Origin of the sequence: Oribacterium sp. Sow4_G1_1, assembly GCF_052116105.1 — a bacterium.
Lineage (GTDB): Bacteria > Bacillota > Clostridia > Lachnospirales > Lachnospiraceae > Oribacterium.
This window is the reverse complement of record NZ_JBQKLS010000011.1, coordinates 90869-107187: the sequence shown is the minus strand read 5'-3', so window position 1 is coordinate 107187 and position 16319 is coordinate 90869. Positions and strand designations below refer to the sequence as shown.

At 55.8% G+C, this 16319-nt stretch carries 11 protein-coding genes; 2 read left to right on the top strand and 9 right to left on the bottom strand.

Annotation, left to right across the window (positions count from 1 at the left end; all coding sequences use genetic code 11):
* Positions 1-1107 precede the first annotated feature (1107 nt).
* Both ACTQ52_RS08480 and ACTQ52_RS08475 read left to right on the top strand, forming a co-directional pair.
* A complete protein-coding gene (locus ACTQ52_RS08480) occupies positions 1108-4620 on the top strand; it encodes an HRDC domain-containing protein (RefSeq protein ID WP_441982342.1) in 3513 nt (1170 codons plus the stop codon).
* Positions 4621-4878: 258 nt separating this feature from the next.
* Complete coding sequence (locus tag ACTQ52_RS08475) at positions 4879-5745, top strand: hypothetical protein (RefSeq protein WP_441982341.1); 867 nt, start codon at positions 4879-4881, stop codon at positions 5743-5745.
* 790 nt (positions 5746-6535) lie between these two features.
* On the opposite strand, the gene ACTQ52_RS08470 is transcribed toward ACTQ52_RS08475, so the two are convergent.
* The 9 genes from ACTQ52_RS08470 to ACTQ52_RS08430 all read right to left on the bottom strand — a co-directional run bounded on the left by ACTQ52_RS08470 (position 6536) and on the right by ACTQ52_RS08430 (position 16319).
* Entirely contained in the window at positions 6536-7639 is a 1104-nt protein-coding gene (locus ACTQ52_RS08470; RefSeq protein WP_441982340.1) for an ABC transporter permease, read from the bottom strand.
* Positions 7640-7787: 148 nt separating this feature from the next.
* Positions 7788-8975 carry an ABC transporter ATP-binding protein gene (locus ACTQ52_RS08465; RefSeq protein WP_441227082.1) on the bottom strand — a complete coding sequence of 396 codons (1188 nt, stop codon included), beginning with the start codon at positions 8973-8975 and terminating at the stop codon, positions 7788-7790.
* A gap of 248 nt (positions 8976-9223) precedes the next feature.
* Entirely contained in the window at positions 9224-10432 is a 1209-nt protein-coding gene (locus ACTQ52_RS08460) for a COG1470 family protein (RefSeq protein WP_441227043.1), read from the bottom strand.
* Positions 10433-10812: 380 nt separating this feature from the next.
* A complete protein-coding gene (locus ACTQ52_RS08455; RefSeq protein WP_441982339.1) occupies positions 10813-11418 on the bottom strand; it encodes an ATP-binding cassette domain-containing protein in 606 nt (201 codons plus the stop codon).
* A 93-nt stretch (positions 11419-11511) separates the two neighbouring features.
* Positions 11512-12246, bottom strand: a complete 735-nt coding sequence (locus tag ACTQ52_RS08450) for an ABC transporter permease (RefSeq protein WP_410042637.1) — start codon at positions 12244-12246, stop codon at positions 11512-11514.
* A 234-nt stretch (positions 12247-12480) separates the two neighbouring features.
* On the bottom strand, positions 12481-13248 hold the full coding sequence (locus ACTQ52_RS08445) for a LamB/YcsF family protein (protein ID WP_441982338.1): 768 nt from the start codon (positions 13246-13248) through the stop codon (positions 12481-12483).
* A 120-nt stretch (positions 13249-13368) separates the two neighbouring features.
* The gene (gene accC / locus ACTQ52_RS08440; protein ID WP_441227041.1) at positions 13369-14715 is read right to left on the bottom strand and encodes an acetyl-CoA carboxylase biotin carboxylase subunit; all 1347 of its coding nucleotides are present in this window, start codon (positions 14713-14715) and stop codon (positions 13369-13371) included.
* Between the two features lie 18 nt (positions 14716-14733).
* The gene (gene accB / locus ACTQ52_RS08435) at positions 14734-15180 is read right to left on the bottom strand and encodes an acetyl-CoA carboxylase biotin carboxyl carrier protein (protein WP_441982337.1); all 447 of its coding nucleotides are present in this window, start codon (positions 15178-15180) and stop codon (positions 14734-14736) included.
* Positions 15181-15305: 125 nt separating this feature from the next.
* Positions 15306-16319 carry a biotin-dependent carboxyltransferase family protein gene (locus ACTQ52_RS08430; protein WP_410042641.1) on the bottom strand — a complete coding sequence of 338 codons (1014 nt, stop codon included), beginning with the start codon at positions 16317-16319 and terminating at the stop codon, positions 15306-15308.

Genomic DNA, 16319 nt, shown 5'->3' with positions numbered 1-16319 from the left:
GGGCTCAGCGGCCGCAGTGCGGGGCGGGCAGCGGCGCGGGGCGGCGACGCGGGTGCGGTGCGGACGGCGCGGCGGGCGCAGCAAGCGGAGCCATACAGGTTCCGTCGTCTGCATTGGCGCAGCTGAGCATGCCTGAATAATGATGTTCATGTTATACTTTTCTCTTCGCAAGCGCAAGTCCTGAAATGAATATGATCTCTATATCTGAAATGAATATGATTTCTATATGCGGTGGTTGGAGAGCGAGCGGCCATCTAGCCAATATTGGATGCGACGGCCAACTATCCAATATATGACGATTTTTCAAAAGATAGTTATGATTTTCAGGTTGAAAAAGGATTTATCCTGGGAAATTATCCACTTCGGTGCTTTTTCGAAATTACTGGATATAGTAGCTGCTAATTCAGAAAGCCTGCTCTTCTTTGAATAACCACTATTATAAAATGTCACGATTATTAGATACTTATTCCTTGAAATCAAATCAATCATCACCCAAAACACTATCGAGTATTTTTCTAAAAGCACTTTTCTGGATAGTACGCTTATATGCGTATGTTCTTTTTTTCGAAAAAATATCCAAAATATAAGCTTTTTCAAAAATAGTGGATGATTTATTAAACTGCCAGGTGGTAGATGGATCCGAGACAACAAGTTCGGACGATTTCGAAGCAGTGACATAATCGTAGGTAATACCGCAGGCAGCTGTTAAAAGCAAATATAGTCCGTTTGTCGACCTTGTCAAAAGCAAGGACTTATATTACGATACAGATATACAAAACGACGGATTTTTTTAAGAACGCATGCAGTTATTCTATACAAGCTATAGGCACAGCATATACTTTACACTGATTTCTGCTCTTTACTTTCTGCCTTCTGAATTTTGATTTCAGGATTCTAATTTCGTCGTTGCTTCTTTTCAGAATTCTGATTTCATCGTTGTTTGATTTCAGAATTCTGATTTCGTTGTTGCCGTCATGATTATTATATTCCGAGCGAAAGGAACTACTCGAAATGCCCGATGTACATCGATCTGAAGCTTCTGTGAAGTCCGCCATATCAACCACCTCCACCTCTTCCCTACAGAAATCATCTGGAGAAACTAAAAACATGGCAGCCGCATGTCCGGCGGTCGATGATGTACCGTCTTCTCTGCCGCCTCCGAAAAAGCCACAGCACATGACATGGGCAATGTCTCTGGCCTCAGCCTATGCGCGTATTTTTTCTGCGTTGGAAAGCGGCAGGGATGTGCTGGCGATGCCACCAGTCGGTTCGCTTCGTCTGGACTGCTACCGGCAGCTTGTGAAGCAGCTTACAGGCATCACGCTGATCATTTCTTCATATAAAGAGCGTATGGAAAAAGAAATCGATATCCTCGAAAAGGATGGCATCCCTGCGGCGATGCTGCATTCCGGACTGTCGGATTATGCCATGGCTGCACAGCTCGAGCGCATCCGACGCCGTCATTTCCAGGTGCTCTTTGCCTCACCGGGCCTTCTAGAGGACCCGAAAATGCGCTCGTTTCTCGTCTTCAAAACGACGATATCTCTGATCGTCATCGACGAAGCACAGATCTGTTCGATCCACGCACCACATTTCCAGCCGCTCTATCACTCGATTCCACTTCTGCTGAAGGATCTCGAACGCCATGCAGCATCCTCCCGTCCGCCGGTCCTTGCACTGACACTGCCGACAACGCGTCAGATGGAGCAGGACATCGGGCACTTTTTCTCACTTCAGCATCCACTTCTCGTCCGTCACTCGTTTGAATGTCCGAATCTCTTTCTATCCGTGCATCGCCCGCAGCGCAAGGCACCATTTCTTCTCGATTTTCTGCGCCGCCACGAAGATGAGGCAGGCATCATCTACTGCACCGAGCATCGGCTGACGGAGCACATCGCGCAGCTGCTCAATCGCAGCGGTTTCCCGGCATTGTCCTACCACGCAGGTCTGACCCGCGAGGAACGCATGGCGAATGCCCGTGCATTCTGCGCCGGCGCTCCTTCGTCCGACCGGCGTATACAGCGGTCGTCCACACACGATGCCGAGGCCCATGCCGGTGCCCGGATCCTCGTCGTGACGCCGGATCCTTTTCTCGAGCTCGACCGGTCGGATGTGCGTTTCGTGCTGCACTACACGATGCCGGAAAGTCTCGGGCGCTACTATCAGGAGCTCGTCCACGCGGGGCGTGACGGACTTCCGGCCGAATGCATTCTCCTCGCGAACGAGCGCGACTTCGAGCTCCAGCGCACGAAGCTCGAGAAGGTGACGCTCGGCTACCAGGCGTATCCGGAAGCCGTCGCGCAGGTGAAGCGACAGTTGGAGGCGATGCGTCGCTACGCGATGACGCACCAGTGCCTGCGATCCTTTCTCCGGGATTATTTCGGGGGTGAAGATCCCGTCGATTATGAAGTCATCACGCTGCCGTCACGGAATCGCGTGCTGACGAGCGCAGAGCTGCCGGTCGACGAAAGCCTGCGGACGATCCGACAGTCCGGACACTACCCGAAAAACCGCGTCCAGAAGGTGTCGATGCAGCTCAAGCGTGCGGAGAAGCAGCATATCTTCATCCGCTACGCAGATCAGGCATACATGAAGAACCAGGCTTACAAATATGAACATCTCCGCACGGATCCATGGGAGCTGTGCGAGCCCGGCATCCGCGTGCAGCGCTTCCGGGCATTTTCCATCCCACGTGACAGCTGCTGCGTGAACTGTGATCCGGAACACTTTCTCGAAGAAGACCGCTATGGCATCAGCGACACCATGGGCCTGCAGGAACGGATGCGCGAACATCGGCACCAGCTCGAGACGGATATGGATGTCGGGCGGAAGATCCGTCTGTGGAAGGCAGGCGAAAAACCGTACCACTTTGATTATGATGCGCACACGAAGTGCACAGGAAGGATTATGGCGATGCGAAAAGTCGAATATCAGAAAACAGCAGCTACGATGGCCGCGGTGCTCGGTCAATCATCCAAATCGTCGATCGAAACACCTGCGCACGCATCGACTGCGCCGGGGGCATCATCAAGCGTGCCAGAATCCCCAGCGGACGACCGTCTCCCGGCTACCACGCCATGCGAGGGCAATGCCTCTGTCCGGACCAACGATGGCAAGGCCGGCAGGGGCGGATATGCGCGTGGCAGCGATGACGAGGCCGGCAGTGTCGGATATGCCCGGACTGACGATGCCGAGGCCGGCAGGGGCGGATATGCCCGGACCAGCGATGGCGAAGCGGAAGCACAGCAGCTTCGGCTGCTTGAAAACGCCCGTCTCGAGATTTCGCCCGAGATGCGGACACACCTGCTCGGAAATCTGAAGGCGCTTCGGAAGCGGCTCGCGATGGAACGGAGTGTTCAGGCGTATCTGATTTTCACCGACAAATCACTGGTGGAGATGTGTCGTATGCTCCCGCTCACCCGCGAGGAATTCGCACGCATCTATGGCGTCGGTCAGCGGAAGCTGGAACTCCACTACGAAGCCTTCATCGATGAGATCCGGAAAGCCCTCGATCCTGCGTATGTCGCAGATTTCTATGAAAACGTGTCGGAAGAGATGCAGGTGGATATGCAGGATGGTACCGGAGCCTGTGTGACCGGAGAGCGTACCGGCATGAATGACTCGGCGGACCCGGCACGCGTCGCAGAGTTCTATGCAAATGCGTCGGAAGAGGTTCAGTGTACAGCCGGAGAGCGTACCGGCATGAATGACTCGGTGGACGCTACACGCGTAAAGCGGGTGCCAGGTACATATGCGCCGTCTTCAGACCCTGTTATCGCGACGAGTGTTATAAAGCCGATTCCACAGGAAAGGTCAGAATCACAGAAAAATCCGAAATATCGTTTCATTCCGGATGATGTCCTGCTGGCTTTCCTCGAGGAGAAGTACCTGCAGCAGCGGACGCGGAAGCAGGTGAAGAAAAAGCAGGACTTCTTCCTGACCGTGGCAGAAGCCGCCTCCTTCCGCTGCGCAGATGGCCTGCGCTCGCCGGAAATCGCCGCGCTTCTGAACGCGCTCGTCGCGGAAGCGGAGGAAATCTCTTCTACGAACAGTCCCATCGCGTCAATCGATGTCGGCGTTTCGGACAATGGATCAACGTCAGCCGCAGTGACGACGGGGAACCCGTTCGAAACGCAGATATCGGATGCAGTGGCGACCAAGAACCCGTTCGAAACACAGATATCAGCAGAAGTGGCGATCGAGAACCCGGGTGAAACACAGATATCAGATGCAGTAGCGACGGTGAACCCGGGCGAAACGCAGACATCGAATGCAGTGGCGATGGAGAACCCGGGCGAAATACAGATATCAGATGCAGTGGCGGCGAAGAACCCGGGCGAATTAACGAATCAGCAAAAGCCGCGCGTTCGGGAGCGAAAGAAGTTGTCTGGTGCGACCATCAATCGAAAGCTGGCGGAGCTTGGCTATCTGAAATTAAGCGAATACAGATTCAACGGCAGGCCGCATCAGACCTTCCTCCCAACCACCAAAGGAGAGGCTGCCGGCATTGTCCTAGGCACCCGTAAGAGCCAGGGTGGCGTGGACTACCCGACCGCTTACTTCAGCGCAGCCGCCGCAAGCTGGGTCGCGACGCTGTTCGTCCGGGACGAGACGAAGTGAAGCCGGAAACATTGGCAGACCATGCAGAGGTCCGAAAAATGGCGGGAGCTGGGGCTCGGAATGACAAGTGCAGGCGCTGCAGATGCCGAAGATGACAAACAAAGACGATGCAGATGTCGGAGATGACAAACACAGGCGTTGCAGATGCCGAAGATGACAAACACAGGCACTGCCGGGGCTCGAGATGACAAGTGTATGCGAGCATGGCCCGGTGGGAAAGCATGGGCGGACGCTGTCTGTCATCAAAGAAGTACAGACATGAAACACAAGCGTCATGTTTTTTTAGGAAAACCACTTGACGATATAGGGAGGATTATGGATTTATCTGAAAAAATGAAATATGAAATCGAGCAACTGCAGCATACCCGTGCTCAATATGAACGCTGGCTGGAAACCGCGCCGGAGGGGAGTCTTTACTTCCATAATAATGAGCCTGGGGCTGCATGGCTGTATCGCGCACCAGACTCTGAGAAAGCACGTTATCTTTCAAGAACAGAGGTGGAGCTCGCAGAAAAGCTAGCGCTGAAGCGTCTCTATCGTGCCCGGCTCAAGGATATCGATCAGCAGATCGCCGCCTACTCAAACTGTTTGAAAGCGCTGGAAAAAGCTCATCGAGTAGAGCATTTGCTGGAACGTTCAGAAGCACTGCGCGTATTGACGGCCCACTACCTCTACTATTTGCCACAGGATCTTGCGGAGTGGGTCAATGCTGACTACGAAAAAAATCCGGCAAATCCAGAAAATCTGAAAGTGCCCACAATAGCTGGTGAATATGTTCGTTCGAAATCCGAGCGCGCAATTTATAACCTGCTGCGCAATGCGAATCTTCCATTCCGTTATGAATGCAAGCTGGAGCTGGAGCATGCCCGAAGGCCGAACTATCCGGATTTTACGATTCTGAATCCAAATAATGGGAAGACCTACTACTATGAACATTTCGGCATGATGGATGATCCGAATTACCAGCAAGACTTCTTAAGCAAGATGCGAACCTTTCTGAATAACGGAATCTATCCTGGCGTGAACCTGATCATGTCGTTTGAAACAAAGGATACGCCGATCGATGAGGTTTATGTGAATCATCTGCTCGAATACTACTTCGGAAATGTGATGGAAAAAAGATAAATATTTGTCTGTTATGGATTTCAAACGCTGTCAAAATGTGGTCGCAGATGTAATTTGAGTCCAAAGCATTCCGTTGATCAGTGATCCACATCCAGTCAGTCAACGATATCTACTTTCTTTCATATTCGAAAATACTGGATCAAATTGGCAGATCCATGAAAACCTTTGCCGGATTCAAAACTATCCACTATTTTAAAATCAGATCCTTTTTGGATAGTTTTGCTCGAAATCGCACATACGCTTAAAAGCGTACTATCTATAATAGATTCCTTTTGAAAATAGTGGATAGTTGATTTGGCTATTAAATGCTCCATTTTGCTAAGGGCATATCCAATATGTAATCTTTCCGAAATTTATAGATAGTCCAGTATGAAGCTTGCTTCGAAATAAAAGGATTGAGTATCCATCATTTAAAAAATCGTCCAATATTAGATAGTTTTCTCTCGTAGGCTCATAAAAAACGCCAAATAGATATCCAGTATTTTTAAAATCCGCTGATACTAGATACTGCGCCGCGGGACGGCTTCCGCTATGGATACGGATTGTCAATACGGAGGAAGCTGAGCACGCTACAATGTCTGCTTTCTAATCGTGGACGGTACTAATGTCAGAAAAACTGAAACCGCGTCGCGGGACCAGTTTCGAGGTCCTGCGGCGCGGTTTCTCTCATGTTTCAAATATATTCGTATGACATCGGCGAAAGCATCCGTATCCATAATCTTCAGGAGCGGATGTCCGAGCTCATGCTCCCTGGAGCCGAGCTCGATTTCTGCCGGCGTTCTTCACGCCTTCACGCGCGGATTTCCTTCCGCATGAAGCTGATGTAAGCGAGGGCGAAGCCGATGACAACTTCCATGATCATGGCGACGAGGTGCGGCCAGATCTGAAGGAGCGACTGTCCGAGGCTCAGGTACGAAGCGAGGGCACCGTTCTGGTACTCGACGAGTGACATGATGTCGAGGGAGCGGACGTTCGGGTTCATGAGGACGGAGGCGGCTTCACTGAAGAGGTAGTACGGCGAGATACGGTTGATGCCGGTCTGCAGGCGGTACGCGCTGATCACATCCTGCGCAGAGGCATGGGTACCGGCGAACATCGCGTTTGCGAGGCCGCTCGCCACGAGCGAAAGGAACATGGTGAGGAAGAGCCAGAGCGCGATGGAGGAAAGCGCCGAGGTCGCGGCATGGCGTGAAAGTGTCGAGAAGAGGACAGAAATCGCGAGCCATACCGAGATGTACACGCCGCTCAGCAGCAGAAAGATCACGAGGCGCACCCACTCTTCGGCCACCGGCTTTGTGCCGCTCAGCAGCAGCCCGAGTCCGGACAGAACGCCACCGAGTGAAAAGACCGTCAGGAAGACGACCGTCGCACCCGCGAGGAACTTCGCGTTGATGATGGTATCGCGGTAGATCGGCTGTGCAGCGAGGCGGTTCAGCGTGCCCTGCGCCTGCTCGTTGTTGATGGCGTCGAAGCCCAGCATGATGCCAAAGATCGGACCGAGGAAGCCGAGGAAGCTCTGGAAGCTGTAGATCGAGCTTCCGGCGGTCGTAAACAGCTTCAGAAACTGGAATTCACTGACGCCCTGTCCCTGGGACTGTGCGGCCAATGCTGTCTGCCGGAGCGATCCGATGGCGCCGTAGAGGCTCGCCACCGAGACGATCATGAGGAGCGCAAAGAGTGCCCAGAAGCGACGGCTGCAGAGATGATCCGCGAGCTCCTTTCGGTAGAGCACCGCCATGCCGCGGCGGTTGGTCCGTACATTCGACGCATGACTTTCCGGTGTCTCGCCCGGCAGGAGATCATCCTCCTCCATGAACCAGTCGACGATTTTTTTCAGCAGGTTACCGGCAGATTTCTTACCTGCATCTGGCGTTGTAGCCTTTGAAGCCTCCATCCCATCATTTTGTGCGTCAAATGGAGATGATTCTGCTGCAGTCGCAGAAGCTTCCGCTACAGATCCTGTCATCATATTTATGCCAGCCGCATTTATCGAAACACTGCCATGCATCGGTGCCGCTCCAACTCTACTGCACTGCGAAAAATCAGCGGCTGCGCCTGAGAAGCTTCTCTCTGAGTGATCGCTTTTCTGTCTTGTTTTCTGTGTGATTTGTGCGATTGTCATAGTTCTCGTCACCTCCTGCTTTTTCGAAATATTTGCGATAGATTTCATCGAGGTCACCGCCACGCTCGTGGAGCTCGATGAGAAGATATCCGGCGTCCGTCAGCTTCCGGAAGAGCTCCGCGCGGATGTCGCGGCCGGACTCGACGTGGAGGGTTCCATCCTCCTTCACGCCGACGAGACGCACGCCCGCGATGCCGCGCACCAGAGCCTTCAGCTCTTCGGTCTCGCCAGACGCGCTCTCTTCCGCTGCGCCGCTCTTCACGGCAGATGTCGAGGTCCCATCCGCAGAGGCCAATGTCTCTGCCGTGGTCTTCATCGTGTCCCGTTCTGCATATGCATCCGACACTGTTCTATGCGCTGCAGCACGCTGCCCATTCGCAGTCTTCTCTGCGCGGAAGTCTACCATATAAAGGCCTTCGTTCTGCAGCTGTTGTCCGAGCTCGTCGATGCGTCCGCAGGCGATCATCCTTCCTTTTACGAAGATGCCGACGCGGTCGGATATTTCCTGGATCTGGTAGAGCTCGTGGGAGGAGATCAGGATGGTACGACCATCCTTGACGCTCAGCTCACGAATCAGCGCGGTGAGCTCACGCATGCCGGACGGGTCGATGCCGAGGGTCGGCTCATCCATGATGATGATTTCCGGATCCTTCATGAGAACATCGGCGATACCGAGACGCTGTCGCATACCACGTGAATAGGTGCCGGTTTTTCGATCAGCGGCGTAGGTCATGCCGACCCGCTCGAGGAGGCCGCTGGCCCGCTCTTCCGCTTCTTTTCGTGTGAGGCCGTTCATCATGCCGGAGAAAATCAGGTTCTCACGACCGCTCATATCCGGATAAAAGCCGACATTATCCGGCAGGTAGCCGACGATTTTTTTGACCGCCAGCGCATCGCGCGTACAGTCGAGGCCGCTGATTTCAGCGGTGCCGGACGTCGGATCCGTAAGGCCGAGCAGCATCAGGGTCGTGGTGGTCTTACCGGCACCATTCGGACCGAGCAGACCGAAGACCTCGCCCTTATGAATCTCAAGGTTCAGGTGATCGACCGCGGTCACGTCGCCGTACTGCTTCACCAGCTCGCTGGTCCGGATGATGATCTCATGCAGTCCCTCATTCCGCTCGGAACGCCAGTCGGCAGGGTCCCCGACCGCCTCATCGCTGTCGACAGATGCCTGGTCTGTACACTTCTCGCTGCATGCGCCACCCGCTACATGCGGATGAAAAAATCGGGCGCTGCATTCAGGCTTCGTCGCCCCAGCGCTGCCGGCGACTTCCGCAGCGCACTCGGCGTAGTGGTCGTCTGCATTGGCCGTGACCCGCGTGGCGACTGTTCTATTCTGAAGCTCGGTCATGATCAGTGCCTCCCGTACTTATGGAATACCTCGCCGAGGCCGCAGATGACGGCTGCGATGATGAGGATGCCGACGACGCCCCAGAGGGTCGAGGTCTTAACGGTGACACGGAAGGACTGGTCGAGCGAGGTGTCTTCATTCTGTGCGCTGACGGTCATCGCGTAGTCACCGGACATGGCGTCCTTCGACGGGGTGACGTACATGACGACGTCCTTCTTCTCGCCGGCCGCGAGGGTGTCGATCGTGCTCTCAGAGAACTCGATGGTCCAGCCGGACGGTGCCGTGGTCGTGAGGTTTACGTTGTTTAGGTCGATGTTGCCGCTGTTGGTGACGGTGATCGGAACCGACTGCTTCTTGTTGACATTTGCGTCGAAGCTGAGGGTGCCGTCCGTGGTCGTGAGGTCGATCTTATAGGTGCCGGTGATGGTGACCTTCAGGGTCTGGCTCAGGCTCTGGGCTGAGCTCGTCGCGGTGATCGGGATCTCGTAATCGCCGGCAGCGACCTTATCCGGCGGCGTTACAGTGACGGTCACACTCTGAGAGCCGTGGGCATCGACGTCGACGCTGGACGCGGCATTGCTCGCACCACTCGGCTTGAAGCTGACGGTCCAGCCGGTCGGTGCATCGGCGGCGAGGCTGTAGGTCTGGGCACCTGATGAATTATTCTGTACGGTGGAGTTAAAGGTGAAGGTCGTGCCGCTCGCGCCCTGCTGCTCCGGGTAGGTGGTCGTCAGCTGGTTCGTGCCCGTGGTCTCGTCGGAGACATTGATCGTCAGCTGGAGATCACTGCTGGCCTCGCCCGCGCTCGCCGCATGCAGGAGCACGTTGTAGCTGCCCTTCTGTGCGTCGTCCGGGACGGTCACACTATAGGTGACGAGGCCGTCGTTCGAATCCGCGTCTGCACCAGACTTCACGAATACGTTCGAAACCTCCTTGTTGTTGCCCTCGAAGTAGCCCTTCCAGCTGTCGTCGAGGCCGCTCGCGCTGAGGCTCGTGTTGAGGCCCGCGCCGGTCTGGTTCGTGAAGTCGAGGCTAAAGTTCAGGGTGTCGCCCGGCTTCGCGGTGATGCCCGTGTAGTCTGTGGACATCTCGAGTCCGCCTGCGGCCAATGCCGGCGTCGCGAGGCAGGTGGCGCTGAGTAAGGTAAAAGCGCCCACGCAGGCTGATAAAGCAAGTGCATGAGCGCCGGAAATATGTTTCGAAGTAGTCATGATGTTTCCCCCAGTAAATTCAGATTTGTTGGAGGATTTTTCTTCTCCAACTAAAAGCTGGTTTTAGTCGGAAAATGTGTTTCAAATGTGTTCAGAATAAGTTGATTTTGTGAATTCAGAGCTGCGCCGGCCCAGTACCCCGGAGGGCAGCCAACAGAAGCACAGTACTCCGAGACCGGTTCAATCTAAGCCAGGGACCCTAAGTGGCACTAGGCCCTCTGCAATCACTGAGTTTTCTTTATGAAAACTCAGCGTTGCAGAGGGTGCTAAGGAAAATATGTACCAAGTGCCACTAAGGGGACCTGGCTTGATTTCACACGGTCTCTACGTATGGCATTCTGTTGGCTGCCCTCCGGGGTGCTGGCTGAACCTCAGCAGATTTATCTGGATTTCAGATGCAGTGTCCGCATGGGTGGGAGGCCGTCGGTTTCGTGGGTGGCGAGGATGAGGGGGCGGTGGGCTTTGGTTTCGAAGATGTAGTGGATGACCTGCTGGCGGGTCTGGTCGTCGAGGCCGGTGAAGGGTTCGTCCATGAGGAGGAGGTCGGAGGCGGGGAGGAGGGCGCGGACGAGGGCGACGCGGCGGCGCATGCCGCCGGAGAGTTCGCGGACTGGCTTCGTGAGGGCGTCTTCCGGGAGGAGCTTCGCGAGTTCTGCTGCCGCTCGTGCACGGGAAATCATCGGCGAAACGGCGGAGACATTGGCTACGGCATCGAGCGAATCCAGGAGACGGTCCTCCTGGAAGATCATGCCGATCCGGAGATGTGCGCCGGCGGTTGCGGCCTCGCCCATCGTGATGTCGATCGTGCCGCTATCCGGGGTCTCGAGCCCCGCGAGGATGCGGAGCAGGGTCGTCTTCCCGACGCCGGACGGGCCGAGCAGCAGGAGGTCGCGGTTGTCGGCCTGGCTGTCGATGCGGAAGCTGAGGTCGTCGAGGACCCGCTGGCCGTCGTAGGATTTGGTGAGATGGTTGCATGTAAGCAGCATGGTTACTCCTTTGATTGTTGCCGGCCCTCCGGGTTCCCTGGCTGAACAATTTACTGTTATAAGGTTGATTTCAAACGGGGCATCAGATTCATGTTATTTCTGGTGGAACAGTGCGCGGAATCCGGCGAGGAAGAGGTGCTCGAAGAGGTACGAGGTTAGGATGATGGCGATCGTCCAGCTGAGGAGTTCGCCGGTTTCGAGGTAGATCTTCGCGTTGTAGAGGCCGTTGCCCATCGAGCCGAGGGGCTGGCCGATCACTTCGGCGGCGACGCCGCTCTTCCAGGCCATGCCGAGCGCGGTCTGGAAGGCGCTGTAGAGGTACGGGAAGAGCGCCGGGAGGTAGATGAAGCAGAGGCGGCGCGTGGTCGGCATGTGAAAGACCGTCGCCATCTCGAGGAGCTTCGGGTCCGTCGCCTTCAGACCGCTCAGGGTGTTTAAATACAGGAGCGGGAGGACGACGAGGGCGCTGATATAGAGGGAGAGCATGCGGTTGCCCGCCCAGATCAGCAGGATGATGACGAAGCTCGCCACCGGCACGGCCTTCAGCGCGAGGATGAAGGGCGCGAGGAGTTCCTCGAGGAAGGGGCGGCGGTAGCTTTCCCACGCGAGGAGGATGCCGAGCGCAGAGCCGATCAGGAAGCCCGCGATGATGCGGACGAAGCTGAAGGCGAGGGACTGCCAGAACATCGTGGTCTGGAGCATTGCCCCAAGCGAACGGAGCGTCTCGACGGGCCCCACCATCAAAATCGAGTTGTGAATAAGAAACGCCAGCGCCTGCCAGAGCAGAAGCCAGAAGGCGATGATTAGAAGTTTCCTTGATGTTTTCATAATATTCCCAGCGCCGACGAGGGCGCGTACATTTCGTTACTGTTCACTTGTGGTTCGGCAGGCAGTAGCCACGCCTTGACTTAATTACGTTTGAACAGTAACTACGTTCAGTAGACGTCAAGAAGCCGGCCAGGGCATACACGCCCTGCCGACTCCTCTATTCTATCATATATTTACAGCATCTGTGCAAGCAGACAGATCATGATGCCGACGGCGTTTGGGACGCGATCGCACTTACAGCATCTGCGCAAGCGGACAGATCTCGATGCCTTCCTTCGTGAGGGTCTCGCGGATCTTTGCGACGAAGGCGAGGGCCTTTGCGCCGTCACCATGTACGCAGATGGAGTCTGCCTTCAGCGGGATGTCCTTGCCGGTGATGGCGGTAACCTTCTTCTCCTTGATCATGCGGACGACGCGGGCGATGGCCTCGTCTTCGTCGGTGATCATCGCACCTTCCTTCGCGCGGTTCACGAGGGTACCATCCTCCTCGTACGCGCGGTCGGCGAAGACCTCCGAAGCGGCACGGAGGCCGCAGTCTTCGGCGGCGCGGATCATCTCACTGCCGGAGAGGGCCATGAGGATCAGCTTCGGATTGTACTCTGCGATGGCTTCGCAGATGCCGTGTGCGAGCTTGTAGTCCTTCGCGGCCATGTTGTAGAACGCGCCATGCGGCTTCACATGCTGCATCTCCAGACCGGCAGCCTTGCAGAATGCATCCAGCGCGCCGATCTGGTACAGCGTATAGGCCTTCGCTTCCGCCGGGCTGATCGTCATGTTGCGGCGACCGAAGCCCATGAGGTCCGGATAGCCCGGATGTGCGCCGACATGGATGCCGGCCTCCCGTGCCATCTCGATGGTCTTTTTCATCACGACCGGATCAGATGCATGAAATCCACATGCCACGTTGGCCGAGGTGATCAGCGGGATGATCTGATCATCCGAGCCCAGGGTATAGCGGCCGAAGCTCTCGCCGAGGTCGCTGTTTAAATCTACACGATACATCGTTTCTTCCTCCTGTTATCCATCATTCGCGTGAGGTGCCACCCCTCGCGCCATGCTGACCGAGGCTGCATGCTGCCCCGGTCCTGCCCTGTACAGATGTCCTGCACTTCGAAGTCTGCATCACGTAAGATGCATGATGTCCTCGATGAAGCCGGTATCCGCCTTTCCTTCGGCGAAAACCGGATGCTTGATGATCTGGTACTGGAAGTCGAGGTTCGTCTCGACACCGACCACGAGCATCTCGTTGAGGGCGGAGCGCATCTTCATGAGGGCGGCTTCTCTCGTCGGAGCATGGACGATCACCTTCGCGATCATCGAATCATACTCGGACGGGATCCGGTAGCCGGTATAGAGTCCGGTATCGACGCGGACGCCGTTGCCGGCCGGCAGATGCAGGTGCTTCACCACCCCCGGGCTCGGCATGAAGTTCTTTGCCGGGATTTCCGCGTTGATTCTGCACTCGATGGCATGTCCACGCGGCTTCACATCCTCCTCCGTGAAGCTCAGCGGTTCGCCCGCCGCGACACGGATCTGTTCGATGATGAGATCGGTGCCGGTCACCATCTCCGTCACGCCATGCTCGACCTGGATTCGCGTGTTCATCTCCATAAAGTAGAAGTGCCCCTGCGGGTCCACGATGAACTCGATGGTGCCTGCATTGGTATACTGTACAGTCTTCGCTGCGAGGATCGCACAGCGGTTCATCTCGGCACGGGTTTCGTCGTTGATGGCCGGGGATGGCGACTCCTCGATCAGCTTCTGGTGATTTCGCTGGACGGAGCAGTCACGGTCGCCGAGGGCGACGACATGACCGAAGTCATCCGCCATGATCTGGATCTCGACGTGGCGAGGCTTCTCGATATAGCGTTCGATGTACATGGTGTCATCCCCGAAGGCGTTTGCAGACTCGCGCTGCGCGAGGCCGAACTCAAACTCGAATTCATCCTCAGATGTCGCGACGCGCATGCCCTTGCCGCCGCCCCCGGAGGAGGCCTTGATGATCACCGGATACCCGATCTCACGGGCGAGCTTCTTTCCGGTCTCGGCATCGTAGACCGGCTCGCGGGTGCCCGGAACGACCGGCACACCGGCATCCATCATCGTCTTCCGGGCATGGGACTTGTTGCCCATGCGGTCGATGACGTCCGCATCCGGTCCGATAAAGGCGATGCCGTTTTCCTTACAGCGGCGTACGAACTCACTGTTCTCCGACAGGAAGCCATAGCCCGGGTGGATCGCATCGGCACCGGTGTTGATGGCTGCCGTGATGAGCTGGTCCATATTCAGGTAGTTGTTTTTCGCCGGACCCTCTCCGATGCAGATCCGCTGATCCGCGAGCTGCGTGTGCAGACTGTTCTGGTCCTCCTTCGAGTAGACCGCGACACTCTGGATGCCCATGTTCCGGCAGGCCCGGATGATGCGGACCGCGATCTCGCCTCGATTGGCAATTAGTATTTTTTCAAACATCGGCCGCGCCTCCTGTTCTTATAGTTTCTTTACGCGGAACAACGGCTGACCATACTCGACCTTCTGCTCATTGCTGACGAGCACGGCCTCGATCTCGCAGTCATAGTCCGCCTGAATCTCATTCATGAGCTTCATCGCCTCGAGGATACATACCGTCTGACCGGCCTTCACATGATCGCCGACCTTGACATAGGCCGGTACATCCGGTGCCGCAGCGGAGTAGAAGGTGCCGACGATTGGTGCGAGGATCAGCTCGAACTCGTCCGCGGCCTCCGCCTTCTCTTCTGCAGCGACCGGCTGTGCCGGTGCTGCGGCCAGCGGTGCAGCCGGAACGCCAGCGGCGATCACCGGTGGATGGGTGAGCTTACTCATCGTGATCTCCGTCTCCCCATCTCGGATGGAAAACTCTGTCAGGGAGGAATTCTCAACGATCTTTACCAGTCCTTCAATCTTCTCTAAATCCATATGAACATCTCCTTATCATCAATCTATAACCACTTCTGACGCACTGTCTGCACACCGGTCGGCTTCCCGCTTCGGTCTGCACGTGCCCCGCATACAGAAGTTCGTATCGTTTACTCCGGTCCCGATCAGTCTTCATCCGGGAACAGACGGCGGATGCGCTTCGCTACCTGCCGCACAACCAGTACTTCCTTACATGGCTTATGGATCAGCGCGTGCATCGCGATGTAGCTGTTTTCCTCTTCCTGATACAGTCGCTGTGCTTCCTCGACGGACACCGCCTCGAAGCGGATCTTCTGATCGGTCTTCCGCTGTACCAGCTTCGGAATGTCGACACTGATGACCGTCGCGATCTTCGCATAGCCACCGGTGGTCTGTCGATCAGCGAGCAGGATGATCGGCTTACCATGCGACGGCACCTGGATGGAGCCGAGCGCGATCCCCTCTGAAATGATATCCGAGGTGGTCTTCGGTGCGATAAACGGGCCCTCGAGTCGACAGCCCATACGGTCGAAATCACTGGTGACGGTATACTCCTCGTTCAGGAAATTATGGATGCCCTGCTTACTGAACATGTCATCCTGTGGGCCCATCACCACGCGGAGCGTCACGCTCTCCTCGTCATACTCGTGAAGCTCGAGCTTTCTCGAGAGGAAGAACGGGAGGTAATTCCGCTTGATACGGAAGCTGATATAGTCGCCCTCCATCAGCTTTCTTCCCTTGAAGCCACCGATCTTACTCTTTAAGCTCGTGCAGCGGCTGCCCATCACGACCGGAATCTTGAGATAGCCGGAAAAGGCGATGTAGCCGCGGCTTCCGGTGCGCGCACTTCCGAGCTTCAGAATATCGCCCTTTTTCATATAGAGTGCCGTGTACATCGGCGCCGGCTCCCCGTTCACCTCCGGATGAAAATCACCGCCGGTGATGGCGATGATGCAGGCGGACGTAAACTCCAGCGTCGGTCCGATCAGGGTGAACTCCAGCACCGCCTCGTTCTCCGGGTTATCCAGCAGAAGGTTTGCGATCTTAAAGGAGCGAACATCCATGACGCCGGAAACGCCGAAGCCCTGGCTCTGGTATCCGGTGCGCCCCATATCCTGCACGGTCGTGAGCAGTCCCGCTTTTAATATACGAATCCCCAT

Bases quoted from the DNA above. Each gene is read 5' to 3' on its own strand.
- ACTQ52_RS08470 (WP_441982340.1), bottom strand. From the start codon at position 7,639: ATGGAGGCTTCAAAGGCTACAACGCCAGATGCAGGTAAGAAATCTGCC.
- ACTQ52_RS08475 (WP_441982341.1), top strand. From the start codon at position 4,879: ATGAAACACAAGCGTCATGTTTTTTTAGGAAAACCACTTGACGATATA.
- ACTQ52_RS08455 (WP_441982339.1), bottom strand. From the start codon at position 11,418: ATGCTGCTTACATGCAACCATCTCACCAAATCCTACGACGGCCAGCGG.
- accB (WP_441982337.1), bottom strand. From the start codon at position 15,180: ATGGATTTAGAGAAGATTGAAGGACTGGTAAAGATCGTTGAGAATTCC.
- accC (WP_441227041.1), bottom strand. From the start codon at position 14,715: ATGTTTGAAAAAATACTAATTGCCAATCGAGGCGAGATCGCGGTCCGC.
- ACTQ52_RS08480 (WP_441982342.1), top strand. From the start codon at position 1,108: ATGGCAGCCGCATGTCCGGCGGTCGATGATGTACCGTCTTCTCTGCCG.
- ACTQ52_RS08450 (WP_410042637.1), bottom strand. From the start codon at position 12,246: ATGAAAACATCAAGGAAACTTCTAATCATCGCCTTCTGGCTTCTGCTC.
- ACTQ52_RS08430 (WP_410042641.1), bottom strand. From the start codon at position 16,319: ATGGGGATTCGTATATTAAAAGCGGGACTGCTCACGACCGTGCAGGAT.
- ACTQ52_RS08445 (WP_441982338.1), bottom strand. From the start codon at position 13,248: ATGTATCGTGTAGATTTAAACAGCGACCTCGGCGAGAGCTTCGGCCGC.
- ACTQ52_RS08460 (WP_441227043.1), bottom strand. From the start codon at position 10,432: ATGACTACTTCGAAACATATTTCCGGCGCTCATGCACTTGCTTTATCA.